This is a genomic window from Serratia inhibens (genome assembly GCF_003591175.1).
GTDB lineage: Bacteria > Pseudomonadota > Gammaproteobacteria > Enterobacterales > Enterobacteriaceae > Serratia > Serratia inhibens.
In genome coordinates, this window is record NZ_QYYG01000011.1 from 1 (window position 1) to 13,000 (window position 13,000).

Sequence of the window (13,000 nt, forward strand, 5' to 3'; positions counted from 1 at the left end):
AAAGGTTACTAAATGAATTTTACTTCAGTAGTCACTCTTCAAGACTTGATATTTTTTCGTACCCGAAGGTACTGGATATCGTCTTGTGGAGTGCCCACACAGATTGTCTGATAAATTGTTAAAGAGCGTTCGTTACTGAGATAACTCTCGGTAACGCGGGAGGTGCATATTACGCTTTCCCGCTGAAGAGTCAAGCTTTTTTCTTATTAAGAAACGGTGTTTTCACCGGCTTGCTTCTTCCTGGCTGGGCGACTGGTTCTCGTTAGAGGAGTCGTTGTTCCCGGTCAGTGGAGGCGCATTATAGGGAGTTCTCAGAAGGCCGCAACCCCTAAATGCAAAAAACCTTCCAACCGTTCAAACATTAACCAATAACAGCTTTTTAGGATATTTATTAGCCTAAAAAGTGGGATTTTAAGGCTACGGAAGATGCAAACCCCAGAAGTCAGGCCAAAAATAGATAACAAAAAGGGAGCGATACTCCGCTCCCTTTTTGTTTATGGCTCTAAATAACCGTTACTGCCTGGCGACGATATGCTCGTTTTCCACATCCAGCGTCACCAGCTTGCCCGGGATCAGCTTGCCAGAAAGGATTTGCTGCGCCAGCGGGTTCTCTATTTCCTGCTGAATAGCGCGTTTCAGCGGGCGCGCACCATAAACAGGGTCATAGCCGGTTTGGCCCAACAGTGCCAAGGCCGGTTCAGTCATAGTGACTTCGTAACCACGCTCTTCAAGACGCTTGTACAGACGCGCCAACTGAATCTTGGCAATCTCCGCAATATGCTTCTGCCCGAGCGGATGGAACACTACCACCTCATCTATACGGTTGATGAATTCCGGACGGAAGTGATGTGTAACCATTTCCATAACCGATTCTTTCATCTGTGCATAGTTCATCTGACCAAAGTGTTCCTGGATCAGATCAGACCCAAGGTTAGAGGTCATGATCACCACGGTATTGCGGAAATCAACGGTGCGGCCCTGACCATCGGTCAGACGCCCGTCATCCAATACCTGCAGCAGGATGTTGAACACATCCGGGTGCGCTTTTTCCACTTCATCCAGCAGGATCACTGAATAAGGTCGACGACGCACGGCCTCGGTCAGATAACCGCCCTCTTCATAGCCAACATAGCCCGGAGGCGCACCCACCAGCCGCGATACCGAATGTTTCTCCATAAACTCGGACATATCGATACGTACCATCGCATCATCACTGTCGAACAGGAACGACGCCAACGCTTTGCAAAGCTCGGTTTTACCTACCCCGGTCGGGCCGAGGAACAGGAACGAACCGATCGGCCGGTTAGGGTCAGATAACCCCGCGCGGCTACGGCGGATTGCATTGGATACCGCAGTGACCGCTTCATCCTGACCAATCACCCGCGAATGTAACTCCTGCTCCAGACGCAGCAGTTTGTCACGCTCGCCTTCCAGCATCCTGGCTACCGGAATACCGGTGGCACGAGCCAGTACTTCAGCGATTTCCGCGTCAGTCACCCGGTTACGCAATAGCTTCATGGTCTTGCCTTCGGCCTGCGTAGCGGCGGCGAGCTGTTTTTCCAGCTCAGGGATCTTGCCGTACTGCAGTTCCGACATACGCCCCAGATCGCCGACGCGCCGCGCCTGCTCCAGGGTGATCTTGGCCTGCTCCAGTTCCGCTTTTATATTCTGGGTGCCGGAGAGCGAGGCTTTCTCGGCTTTCCACTCTTCTTCCAACTCTGAATATTCGCGCTCTTTCTGCTCCAACTCGCTGCTGAGCATTTCCAGGCGTTTCTTGCTGGCGTCATCCGACTCTTTGTTCAGCGCCTGCTGTTCCAGCTTGAGCTGAATAATGCGACGCTCCAGTCTGTCGAGCGATTCCGGTTTGGAGTCCATCTGCATGCGGATACTTGACGCCGCCTCATCGATCAGGTCAATAGCCTTATCCGGCAACTGACGATCGGAGATATAGCGATGTGACAGCGTAGCCGCCGCAACGATCGCCGGGTCGGTGATCTGCACGTGGTGGTGCAGCTCATAACGCTCTTTCAGGCCGCGCAGGATAGCAATGGTATCTTCGACGCTCGGCTCAGCCACATAGACCTTCTGGAAACGACGTTCAAGCGCCGCATCCTTCTCTATATACTGACGGTACTCGTTCAAGGTGGTCGCGCCGACGCAGTGCAGCTCCCCACGTGCCAACGCAGGCTTCAGCATGTTACCGGCATCCATTGCACCATCGGCCTTGCCCGCGCCGACCATAGTGTGCAACTCATCGATAAACAGAATGACACTGCCTTCCTGTTTTGACAGATCGCTCAGTACGCCTTTGAGTCGCTCTTCAAATTCACCGCGGTATTTGGCCCCGGCGATCAGCGCCCCCATATCGAGGGACAACACGCGTTTGTGCTTCAGCCCTTCAGGCACCTCACCATTAATGATACGTTGCGCCAGACCTTCGACAATCGCGGTTTTACCCACGCCAGGCTCACCGATCAGCACCGGGTTATTCTTGGTACGGCGTTGCAACACCTGAATGGTACGGCGGATCTCTTCGTCACGGCCGATAACCGGGTCAAGTTTGCCCTGCTCGGCACGCTCGGTCAGATCGATAGTGTATTTCTTCAACGCCTGACGCTGATCTTCGGCACCCTGATCTTCCACGCTGTCACCACCCCGCATTTGCTCAATGGCCTTACTGATTTTATCGGCTGTCGCTCCGGCGGCTTTCAGCAGATCGGTCAAGGTTCCGCGATCTTCAAGCACCGCCAGGACGAACAGTTCGGAAGAAATGAATTTGTCCGCCCGCTTTTGCGCCAGCTTGTCGCACAGGTTCAGAACGCGCACCAGTTCATGGGAGGGTTGAACGTCACCGCCGGTGCCTTCAACCTGAGGCAGACGTGACAAAGCCTGTTCGATTTCGGTGCGCACGCGCCCGCTATCGATACCGGCAGAAGTTAATAGTGGACGAACCGTGCCCCCTTCCTGAGTGAGCAGAGCGCTCATCAGATGTAACGGTTCCATAAACTGGTTGTCGTGCCCAAGGGCTAAAGATTGGGCATCGGCGAGGGCAAGCTGGAATTTATTGGTAAGACGATCCAGACGCATAACACCTCCAATGTAGGTCAAAATTGCTACTGGAGATTAAATGAGGTCATCCCTCAAATTTTCAAGGTTATTTCGACACTATATTATCAGTACAACGTCATGCGTCAGCGGACCGTCCTAATTCAATAGGTTATATCAGCCAGATTAAACTTGCCATACGTCCGGTTACTCCATCGCGTCGATAGGAGAAAAATTGACTGATTTCGCTAACCGTACAGCGATCACCGCCGTAGATGAGTTTTACGCCGGCGTGCTGCAGGCGCTGGCGAGCCAGCAGGTAGATATCTGCCAGGAACTTGTCGCCGTGCGGGATAAAAGCGGCCGCTGCAGCGCTATCCACTGCCATAAATGCGGCACGAACCTCTGGCCCCACTTCAAACTGCTGCGGACCGATTGCCGGACCAAGCCAGGCGCTGATATGGCCCGGTTCAGCGGCAAACGCTGCCAAAGTCTGTTCCAGCACGCCATTGCAAAGCCCGCGCCAACCGGCGTGGGCAGCAGCCACTTCATCGCCTGCACGTGAGCAGAACAACACAGGCAAGCAATCCGCCGTCATTACTGCACACACCTGCCCCGGCACGTTGCTGTAAACAGCATCCGCGCGCAGGTCAGTTGGGGTTTGCCCATCCAACCGCACTACGCGGGTACCGTGAACCTGTTCCAGCCAAACCGGCATTTGCGGCAGACTCGCACCCGCCACCAACCGTTCACGGTTAAGTTCCACCGCAGACGCAACATCCCCGACATGGGTACCGAGGTTGAGCGAATCATACGGCGATAGGCTAATACCGCCACCGCGGGTAGTGCTGCAGGCTTTTACCCCCGCAGGCAACGACCAATCAGGCAGGATAAAGGGATCCATTACCAATTCATCTGATCTTTGAATTCTTCGGTATCAACCTTCAGCGCGTTAATCAGATCGACCATATCCTGCGGAAGCGGCGCATGCCACTCCATCTGGATACCGCTGATTGGATGATATAAACGCAGCATGGTAGCGTGCAGCGCCTGGCGATCGAAACCGCGCAGCGTAGCAATAAACGCCTCCGATGCACCTTTCGGCGGACGTGGGCGGCCACCGTACAGCTGATCGCCAACCAGTGGATGGTTGATGTGCGACATATGCACGCGGATCTGGTGGGTACGACCGGTTTCCAGGCGCAAACGCAAACGGGTATGCGCACGGAAGTGCTCCATAATGCGGTAATGCGTCACCGCCGGTTTGCCCATCGGGTGCACCGCCATATGCGTGCGTTTGGTGGAGTGGCGGGAAATCGGCTCTTCAACGGTACCGCCGGCGGTCATGGTACCAATAGCGACCGCTTCGTATTCACGGGTGATTTCACGTGCCTGCAACGCCTCGACCAGACGGGTTTGCGCCGGAACGGTTTTCGCCACCACCATCAGACCTGTGGTGTCTTTATCCAGACGGTGTACGATGCCGGCACGCGGCACGTCCGCGATTTCCGGATAGTAGTACAGCAGCGCGTTGAGCACCGTACCATCAGGATTACCGGCACCAGGATGCACAACCAGGTCACGCGGCTTGTTGATCACTAAAATGTCACTGTCTTCGTAGACGATATTCAGTGCGATATCCTGCGGTTCCCAACGGGCTTCTTCTTCTATCTGGGCATCAATGGCGACCGTCTCTCCCCCCAGCACTTTCTCTTTCGGTTTGTTCGTCGTTTTGCCATTAACCTGTACTCGATCGTCCAGGATCCATTCTTTTATGCGAGATCGCGAATAATCAGGGAACAATTCGGCCAAAGCCTGATCTAAACGTTGTCCGAGTTGAGATTCGGCCACCGTTGCGGTGAGTTGTACTTGTTGTGCCATATGCAGCTTCTTCGTTAACGTTGGGTTTTCACGGCGATGCCGTTTAATATAATGTGCTATTGTACCTGGTCTTTGTCGGGAGCTTAACGGACAGTCTCCCGGAATAACACCCTGAGGATAATCAAAACGTCATGACGCGTATGAAATATCTGGTGGCGGCAGCCACGTTGAGCCTGGCGCTGGCAGGTTGCTCCACATCCAAGGATGCGGTTCCCGACAACCCACCTTCGGAAATCTATGCTACTGCCCAGCAAAAACTGCAGGACGGTAACTTTAAGGGCGCGATTACGCAACTCGAAGCGTTAGATAACCGCTATCCTTTCGGGCCGTACTCCCAGCAGGTTCAGTTGGACCTGATTTATGCCTATTATAAATCTGCCGATTTACCACTGGCTCAGGCGTCTATCGATCGTTTCATGCGTTTGAACCCAACGCACCCGAACATCGACTACGTGATGTACATGCGTGGTCTGACCGATATGGCGCTGGATGACAGTGCGTTGCAAGGCTTCTTCGGGGTCGATCGTTCAGACCGCGATCCACAGCATGCTCGCGCTGCTTTTCGCGATTTCAGCCAGCTGATTCAGCAATACCCGAACAGCCAGTATGTAACCGATGCCAACAAGCGTCTGGTGTATCTGAAAGACCGCCTGGCCAAATATGAGCTTTCGGTGGTGGAATACTACACTAAACGCGGTGCTTACGTCGCGGTCGTTAATCGTGCCGATCAGATGTTGCGTGAATACCCGGATACCCAGGCAACGCGCGACGCCTTACCCCTGATGGAAAACGCTTACAAACAGCTGCAGTTGAACGGCCAGGCCGACAAAGTAGCCAAAGTGATCGCCGCCAATCCGTCGTAAGCGGATTAGTGCTAGCAGAAAAACAAAACGGCAGCTTCGGCTGCCGTTTTCATTTGCTGCACATTTGACCATGACTTGAAAAATACACGAGTAAAAACACGGCATTAGCAAAATTGCGCAACCGCTTATCCTCTCAATAATGCGCGTTCTACTCTCAAGACTCAAGCGTTAGATGGCCGATTCAGATGCTGAATCACAGATTGAACTAACTTTGCAAAAAGTGACAAAAAAACGTGATTATCATCACGCATTTAAACAAAAAGCGGGGTATGCTGGGGTCATCTAAGACGGAAAGACAGAGAGGTAAGTTATATGACATTGAACATTACCAGCAAACAAATGGATATCACTCCCGCAATCCGCAGTCACGTCGAAGACCGTCTCACCAAACTGGAAAAATGGCAGGCCCAGCTGATTAACCCGCATATTGTTTTATCCAAAGAACCTAAAGGGTTTGTAGCCGATGCCACCATTACCACCCCTAACGGCCCGCTGGTTGCCAGCGCAAAACATGAAGACATGTACACCGCCGTTAACGATCTGATCGCCAAGCTGGAGCGTCAGTTGAATAAGGTGCAGCACAAAGGCGAAGCGCGCCGCGCCGCCGCCAGCGTGAAAGACATTGTTCCAGAAGTTGAGCCCGAACAGGAATAACCGTTTAGCGGCTGTTTCACATCAAACGCGCCTGAGGGCGCGTTTTTTGTCTGGTTTTTTTATTGACAGAGATAAAAGCCTGCGGTTACTTTAAAACCTGTCTCGCGCACATTTTTGGATAACACATGGCCCGTAAACCGTTTTTCTTCGCATTCTTTTTTACCTTCCCCTGATTGGGAGGCGTTTCGTCGTGTGATAAAGAATGCGAAGACGAACAGCAAAGCCTCCTGAAACAGGGGGCTTTTTTTATGGCTATTTACGACGTATAAAAATACAAGGCAGAAGCTGATTATGACAGACAACCCGTTACTCGTGCTGCGCGAACGCATCAGCGCACTGGATCTCAAACTGCTGGCACTGCTGGCAGAGCGCCGTGAGCTGGCGGTCGAGGTGGGAAAAACCAAGTTGCATTCCCATCGTCCCATCCGCGATAAAGAACGCGAGCGAGACCTGCTGGATGCGTTAATCGCCGCCGCCAAACCCTACGACCTCGACGGTTTTTACGTCACCCGCCTGTTCCAGCTGATTATCGAAGACTCGGTATTGACCCAGCAAGCGCTGTTGCAGCATCAGCTTAATCAAGTCAGCCAGCATTCTGCCCGCATCGCCTTCCTTGGACCTAAAGGTTCCTATTCGCACCTGGCCGCTCGCCAATATGCCGCTCGCCATTTCGACCAACTGATTGAATGCGGTTGCCAAAAATTTCAGGACATTTTCACCCAGGTCGAAACCGGCCAGGCGGATTACGCTATCTTGCCGATTGAAAATACCAGTTCCGGCTCGATCAACGACGTCTACGATCTGCTGCAGCACACCAGCCTGTCGATCGTTGGCGAACTGACCAACCCAATCGATCACTGCGTCCTGGTGGCCGATAACACCGACCTGAACCAAATCGAAACCGTGTACAGCCACCCACAGCCGTTCCAGCAGTGCAGCCAGTTTATTAACCGCTACCCGCACTGGAAAATCGAGTACTGCGAGAGCACCGCGGCAGCAATGGAAAAAGTCGCCAAACTGAACTCACCTAAAGCGGCAGCATTGGGCAGCGAGGCTGGCGGCGCACTGTATGGTCTGCAGGTACTGGAACACAATCTGGCGAACCAACAGCAGAACATTACCCGTTTCATCGTGTTGGCGCGCAAGGCTATCGAGGTGTCAGAACAGGTACCGGCCAAGACCACCCTGATTATGGCCACCGGCCAGCAGTCAGGCGCTCTGGTTGAAGCGCTGCTGGTGCTGCGTGACAATGGCATCATCATGACCAAGCTGGAATCCCGCCCAATTAACGGTAATCCATGGGAAGAGATGTTTTATATCGATGTGCAAGCGAACCTGCGTTCTGAAGCGATGCAAAAAGCGTTGAAAGATCTGACGCCGATCACCCGTTCGCTGAAAGTACTGGGATGTTACCCCAGCGACAACGTGGTACCTGTCAATCCATCCTGAATGAGATAAAACAGGGTTCGGCACAGCCGAACCCTGATAACTTATTGCCGGCTGTCATTTGCCTGCCGCAGCAGCGAGCGGCTTTCTACCAGGAAGCGTTGGGCGTAGTCGCCAAACCAGTCCTCGACCTTCCGGAAACTCTGGATAAACGCCTGTTTATCCCCATGCTCCAGCAACTTTATCGCCTCGCCAAAACGCTGATAGTAGCGTTTAATCAGCGCAATATTCTCTTCCGACGACATGATGATATCCGCATATAACTGCGGGTCCTGAGCAAAGAGCCGCCCAACCATCGCCAGTTCCAGCCTGTAGATTGGCGAAGACAGCGCCAGCAACTGTTCCAGTTGAACGTTCTCTTCCGCCAGATGCAGCCCATAGGCAAAGGTCGCGAAATGACGGAGTGCCTGGATAAACGCCATATTCTGATCGTGCTCAACCGCGCTGATGCGATGCAAACGCGCGCCCCACACCTGCAACTGCTCCAGCAGCCACTGATAGGCTTCCGGTTGGCGGCCATCGCAATAAACCACAACCTGCTTGGCCACGCTGCCCACATCCGGACCGAACATCGGGTGCAGCCCCACCACCGGGCCACCGTGCGCCGCAAGCATGGCATTCAGAGGACGATTTTTCACCGAGGCCAGATCGACCAAAATACAATCCGCCGGCAACGGCGGCAGCCGCTCAATCACCTGCTCGGTCACGTGAATAGGCACGCTGACAATTACCATACCGGCGTCTGCCAGCAACGCTTCAGCCTGCGGCCAGTCTTCCTGATCCAGCACCTTGACCCGGTAGCCAGACAGAGTCAGCAGACGATTGAACAACCGTCCCATTTGACCATTACCGCCGATAATCACAATCGGGCGCAACTGCGGACACAGGGTTTTAAAGCCTTTGTCGTTCTCACTGACGTAAGACTCTCGCATCACGCGACGCAGTACGTCTTCGATCAGATCCGGCGGTACACCAAGATTTTCAGCTTCTTTACGGCGCGAGGCCAGCATCGCCGCCTCACGCTCGGGAACGTACACCGGTAACCCGTGGTGGCTTTTAACCTCGCCTACATCTGCCACCAGTTGCAGGCGTTTCGCCAGCAGCTGCAGCAGCGCCTTGTCCACTTCGTCGATTTGATCGCGCAACGCGGTCAGTTCAGCCACCATAACTTACTACTCTCCAGTGCGTGCCGTCAGCGCAGCGCCGAGTTCCTGGTGCATATGACGCAGCAGAGTCTCTGTACTCTCCCAGTTAATGCAGGCGTCAGTAACAGAAACCCCGTAGCGCATATCTGCACGCGGTTGCTCGGAGGACTGGCTGCCTTCATGCAGATGACTTTCCAGCATGATGCCGGTGATCGAACGGTTACCCGCTTTGATCTGCTCAACCACGGATTCGGCAACTGCCGGCTGACGGCGATAGTCTTTATTCGAATTGCCATGGCTGCAATCTATCATCAAGGACGGGTGGAGTCCCGCGTCCTGCATCTGTTTTTCGCAGGCTGCAACGTGCTCGGCGCTGTAGTTTGGCGTTTTGCCGCCTCGCAGGATCACGTGGCCATCCGGATTTCCCTGAGTTTGCAGCAGGCACACCTGGCCCGCCTGATTGATACCGACAAACCGGTGCGGCATTGCCGCTGCACGCATAGCGTTAATTGCCGTCCCCAGGCTGCCGTCGGTACCGTTTTTGAAACCTACCGGCATTGACAACCCTGAAGCCATTTCACGGTGAGTTTGTGATTCAGTGGTACGGGCACCAATCGCTGACCAGCTGAACAAATCCCCCAGGTATTGCGGGCTATTCGGATCCAACGCCTCAGTCGCCAACGGCAACCCCATTCCGACCAGGTCAAGCAACAGGCGACGCGCGATGTGCAAACCTGCCTCAACGTCAAACGAACCATCCATGTACGGATCGTTAATCAGACCTTTCCAGCCGACGGTAGTCCGCGGCTTCTCAAAATAGACACGCATAACGATATATAGCTGATCGCTCAATTCAGCCGACAGGGTTTTCAAATGACGGGCGTAATCCAGTGCCGCATCCGGATCGTGGATAGAACAAGGGCCGCACACCACCAGCAGGCGGTGATCGCGCCCCTGCAAAATATCGGCGATGGTTTTGCGCGCAGTGGCGATTTCATTTTCATCGTTGGCGCTAAGCGGGAACTGGTTCTTCAATTCTTCCGGAGTGATCAGAATTTGTTCTGCACTGATATGTACGTTATTGAGCGCGTCTTTTTGCATGATGCTATTCCTGTCGTTTGCCGTTATGCGTAAGCGTGAAGAGAACGTTGAGCGTTTCAGAACCTTACCCTACCACGAACTGTAAAGTTTTCAATCCGAAATCCGTAAATAAAAAATTACCACTGCAATGTCAAATCAAAAACCAACCATAACCACACCAATAAAAACAACCAAACCAATTGATTTAAATTAAAAAACAATAAAAAACCCAACATCACCGCCCTCTATTTTGCGGCTCATTCCAAAGAACGCCCAGGCTGAAAACTGTAAATTATTTTGTACACAAAATATTACAGCACCAAGCAGGCAGGCACGGAGCTTCCGCAAAAGCTATGGCTGTGGGTTTTGTTGCCGGCAGGCGACAATCTCACAAAAAAACCCATCAAACCTTAAGGACACTTAGCATGATATGCCAGCGGAAGGGATTAATTAAGTAGAAGAAAAATGAATAAGTGAGGATGAAAAATTTAAAACTTAAGCTAATCGCGGCTATTTTTGTCGCAATGCGGAATCGCTATAATGTGACCGTTATCACCTATAATCACTCTTAACAACTGGATCCAAAATGCTCTCTTTACGCGCTCGTCGCGCTATTCCGCTAGTCATCAGCTGCTTGACTGCCTTCACCAGCGTTTCAGCCTTTGCCGACAATACGCTTTTCACCGCGATGGACGATCCGGCCACCGCTAAAAAACCGTTTGAAGGCAATGTCCAGGCCGGGTACAACTCCCAGTCAGGCAACTCGCAAAGCTCTACCTTGTTGGCCAATACCAGCATGACCTGGTTTAACAGCGATGCTGCCTACAGCCTGTGGGGAGCCGCCAACAACACCACGTCTTCCAACGTGCGCTCATCGGAAAAGTATCAGGCCGGCGGCCGTACCCGGTATAACCTGTCCGATCGCAACTATCTGTTCGGCCAGGCAAGCTGGTTGAGCGATCGTTTCAACGGTTACGACTCTCGCTCCACTGCAACGGGTGGTTACGGCCGCCAAGTGCTCAACGGGCCGCTCAGCGATTTACGGGTAGAATTTGGTCCGGGCGTGCGTCACGATGAATATCATGGCGGTGGCCGCTCAACGAAAGCGCTGGCTTACGGCGCAGCCAACTATTCATACCAGTTGACCGACACCACCAAGTTCTCCGAAGGCGTTTCGGCGCTGGCTAACGAAGAAACCACGCTGAACTCCGAGACTGCATTGAGCGTTGCGATTAACGACAAGTTCTCGCTGCGCCTGGCTTACACAGTAACTTACAACAGCAAACCACCAGCGTCTGCGCCGAAAAACACCGACACCACTACCTCGGTCTCGCTGGTTTACGGTCTGTAATCCTGCCAAGCCCGCTCCTGCCAAGCCCATCATTGATGGGCTTTTTTTATGCTTGCGGAGACAGCGTCAGCCAGACCATGCCCAAGGCTTTCAGAGCATCAGGAGAACACTGAAAGTCGGTATGTCCCCCGCTCACCTGCACCTGATTACCTGGCAGACGCGCAATATCATAAACGTCCAGATTGCCGTCGATATCGATCAGCCAACGCCCATTGGCAATGTGCGTCACCGACAAATCCACTAACCAGGATAAGCGTCCACCGTCGATATAGGCCGGTTGCGCTACGCTGACCGGGATCAACGAACTGTCCGCCAACCATTCACCCGCGTCTTTCAACTGCCCGGCGATCAAGCGATATTTTGGCAACGCTCTCCCTCCTGCAGGCGCGGCTTCAGCTCCTTTATCAGCCCACATCTCTCCCTGGCCTGTCGCCAGCCATAATAGAGACACGCCGGTATCCAGGGCACAGGTCACTACAATATCCCCTGGGAAATAGTTGCGGCGCACCCAGGTGCTCATCGTGCCAGAAGAAATCCCCAGCAGATCCCCCAGTTCTTTTTGCAGACTGAAACCATAAGCGTCGAGAATACGGCGAAGCACGCTCTTTCCGCCCGAAGCAAGTACCCTATCGTAAAGCGCTTTACCCTGAGCGGGCTGTACTGGCCTACGGGAGTATTTTGCTTTTGCAAGCTCCCCATTCATTAACCAAGCCAAATCTGCACCTGTGGCTAACGCGCAGCTGATGATCACATAACCAGGCACGCTGCCGCGTTGTTGCCAGCTGCTGATGTTATTTGGCGCTATCCCAAGGATTTCACTTAGTTCTTTTTGCGTACCAACGCCATAAGATGAAAGGAGCCTTTCAATCACTGCGCCTACAGAGGCATTATCGCTCACAGTCTCTTCATGCATATCATCACCGATTAAAATCAAAATTTGCATTTACAAGTCGCATTTTGCGATCTAGAATGCCATTAAATCGCTTGATAAACGATTTTCATGCCACTTTAGTTAAGATGATGCGACATGATTGACGAAAAAGCAAACACGACATCATGCCAATAGCAAGTCTGCGGATATCAGACTCACCATATCTGTAGTGCGGATGCTCGGTAAAGACCTGACCTTGCTTTTACAAGTAAAACGTCAATTTGCATGCAGAGGAGGTTGTCATGCTGCTGGCCAGTGAAGAGCAACGGGCTATCGGCCTACGGCGCATCGCAGAAATTCGACGTACGCTGTTTGCCCAACAGGCCAACCAGGCCGAGGAGATCTACAACACGGCACCACTGCATTTGCGCCACACGTTCTGTTTTCACGCCGGGTTGACCGAACGCCACGTAATGCTGTTGTTCCACGAAATGAATTATTCCCAGCGACAGAAAATTGTCGCCACGCTCAATGAGTTTATTGCGCTGGGCAAGTCTCTGCCACGCTATATCAGCGAAGAAGACTGCCTGTTAACTCAGAAAAAGTAACCGTTGGCAATTCAAGGCGTGCAACCCGCCGGATGCCGCTCGTCCCAAATCCCCAC

At 52.9% G+C, this 13,000-nt stretch carries 12 protein-coding genes and 1 other annotated feature; of the genes, 6 read left to right on the forward strand and 6 right to left on the reverse strand.

The features are described from left to right. Positions 1 to 513: 513 nt before the first annotated feature. The 3 genes from clpB to rluD all read right to left on the reverse strand — a co-directional run bounded on the left by clpB (position 514) and on the right by rluD (position 4,926). A complete protein-coding gene (gene clpB, locus D4100_RS22965; RefSeq protein WP_006323719.1) occupies positions 514 to 3,087 on the reverse strand; it encodes an ATP-dependent chaperone ClpB in 2,574 nt (857 codons plus the stop codon). A 130-nt stretch (positions 3,088 to 3,217) separates the two neighbouring features. Then, positions 3,218 to 3,949 carry a purine nucleoside phosphorylase YfiH gene (gene yfiH, locus D4100_RS22970; protein ID WP_065505915.1) on the reverse strand — a complete coding sequence of 244 codons (732 nt, stop codon included), beginning with the start codon at positions 3,947 to 3,949 and terminating at the stop codon, positions 3,218 to 3,220. Next, complete coding sequence (rluD, locus tag D4100_RS22975; RefSeq protein WP_065505914.1) at positions 3,949 to 4,926, reverse strand: 23S rRNA pseudouridine(1911/1915/1917) synthase RluD; 978 nt, start codon at positions 4,924 to 4,926, stop codon at positions 3,949 to 3,951. The genes yfiH and rluD overlap by 1 nt, the downstream gene beginning before the upstream one ends. Before the next feature lie 131 nt (positions 4,927 to 5,057). Between rluD and bamD the strand changes: the two genes are divergently transcribed. The 4 genes from bamD to pheA all read left to right on the forward strand — a co-directional run bounded on the left by bamD (position 5,058) and on the right by pheA (position 7,892). Next, entirely contained in the window at positions 5,058 to 5,789 is a 732-nt protein-coding gene (gene bamD / locus D4100_RS22985; protein ID WP_065505913.1) for an outer membrane protein assembly factor BamD, read from the forward strand. A gap of 312 nt (positions 5,790 to 6,101) precedes the next feature. Continuing rightward, a complete protein-coding gene (gene raiA, locus D4100_RS22990) occupies positions 6,102 to 6,443 on the forward strand; it encodes a ribosome-associated translation inhibitor RaiA (protein ID WP_004950387.1) in 342 nt (113 codons plus the stop codon). A 124-nt stretch (positions 6,444 to 6,567) separates the two neighbouring features. Further along, positions 6,568 to 6,693, forward strand: a sequence feature (Phe leader region). After that, positions 6,569 to 6,616, forward strand: coding sequence for a hypothetical protein (locus tag D4100_RS25830; protein ID WP_193378397.1), 48 nt, complete (start codon positions 6,569 to 6,571; stop codon positions 6,614 to 6,616). It overlaps the preceding feature by 48 nt. Before the next feature lie 41 nt (positions 6,694 to 6,734). Beyond that, positions 6,735 to 7,892 carry a bifunctional chorismate mutase/prephenate dehydratase gene (gene pheA / locus D4100_RS23000; RefSeq protein WP_065505912.1) on the forward strand — a complete coding sequence of 386 codons (1,158 nt, stop codon included), beginning with the start codon at positions 6,735 to 6,737 and terminating at the stop codon, positions 7,890 to 7,892. 41 nt (positions 7,893 to 7,933) lie between these two features. Here pheA and tyrA read toward each other — a convergent pair whose 3' ends face one another. Further along, a complete protein-coding gene (tyrA, locus tag D4100_RS23005; protein ID WP_065505911.1) occupies positions 7,934 to 9,055 on the reverse strand; it encodes a bifunctional chorismate mutase/prephenate dehydrogenase in 1,122 nt (373 codons plus the stop codon). A 6-nt stretch (positions 9,056 to 9,061) separates the two neighbouring features. Then, positions 9,062 to 10,135: a 3-deoxy-7-phosphoheptulonate synthase gene (locus D4100_RS23010; RefSeq protein WP_065505910.1), complete on the reverse strand. Its 1,074-nt coding sequence runs from the start codon at positions 10,133 to 10,135 to the stop codon at positions 9,062 to 9,064. Between the two features lie 565 nt (positions 10,136 to 10,700). On the opposite strand from D4100_RS23010, the gene D4100_RS23015 reads away from it, so the two are divergent. Beyond that, positions 10,701 to 11,465 (forward strand): DUF481 domain-containing protein, encoded by a 765-nt coding sequence (locus D4100_RS23015; RefSeq protein WP_004950379.1) that lies wholly within the window; start codon positions 10,701 to 10,703, stop codon positions 11,463 to 11,465. A 46-nt stretch (positions 11,466 to 11,511) separates the two neighbouring features. Here D4100_RS23015 and D4100_RS23020 read toward each other — a convergent pair whose 3' ends face one another. Continuing rightward, positions 11,512 to 12,408, reverse strand: coding sequence for a phage repressor protein CI (locus tag D4100_RS23020; protein ID WP_065505909.1), 897 nt, complete (start codon positions 12,406 to 12,408; stop codon positions 11,512 to 11,514). A gap of 230 nt (positions 12,409 to 12,638) precedes the next feature. Here D4100_RS23020 and D4100_RS23025 point away from each other — a divergent pair, with 230 nt between their 5' ends. Continuing rightward, the gene (locus D4100_RS23025; RefSeq protein WP_065505908.1) at positions 12,639 to 12,944 is read left to right on the forward strand and encodes a hypothetical protein; all 306 of its coding nucleotides are present in this window, start codon (positions 12,639 to 12,641) and stop codon (positions 12,942 to 12,944) included. Positions 12,945 to 13,000: the final 56 nt, after the last annotated feature.

Bases quoted from the DNA above. Each gene is read 5' to 3' on its own strand.
- clpB (WP_006323719.1), bottom strand. From the start codon at position 3,087: ATGCGTCTGGATCGTCTTACCAATAAATTCCAGCTTGCCCTCGCCGAT.
- yfiH (WP_065505915.1), bottom strand. From the start codon at position 3,949: ATGGATCCCTTTATCCTGCCTGATTGGTCGTTGCCTGCGGGGGTAAAA.
- rluD (WP_065505914.1), bottom strand. From the start codon at position 4,926: ATGGCACAACAAGTACAACTCACCGCAACGGTGGCCGAATCTCAACTC.
- bamD (WP_065505913.1), top strand. From the start codon at position 5,058: ATGACGCGTATGAAATATCTGGTGGCGGCAGCCACGTTGAGCCTGGCG.
- raiA (WP_004950387.1), top strand. From the start codon at position 6,102: ATGACATTGAACATTACCAGCAAACAAATGGATATCACTCCCGCAATC.
- pheA (WP_065505912.1), top strand. From the start codon at position 6,735: ATGACAGACAACCCGTTACTCGTGCTGCGCGAACGCATCAGCGCACTG.
- tyrA (WP_065505911.1), bottom strand. From the start codon at position 9,055: ATGGTGGCTGAACTGACCGCGTTGCGCGATCAAATCGACGAAGTGGAC.
- D4100_RS23010 (WP_065505910.1), bottom strand. From the start codon at position 10,135: ATGCAAAAAGACGCGCTCAATAACGTACATATCAGTGCAGAACAAATT.
- D4100_RS23015 (WP_004950379.1), top strand. From the start codon at position 10,701: ATGCTCTCTTTACGCGCTCGTCGCGCTATTCCGCTAGTCATCAGCTGC.
- D4100_RS23020 (WP_065505909.1), bottom strand. From the start codon at position 12,408: ATGCAAATTTTGATTTTAATCGGTGATGATATGCATGAAGAGACTGTG.
- D4100_RS23025 (WP_065505908.1), top strand. From the start codon at position 12,639: ATGCTGCTGGCCAGTGAAGAGCAACGGGCTATCGGCCTACGGCGCATC.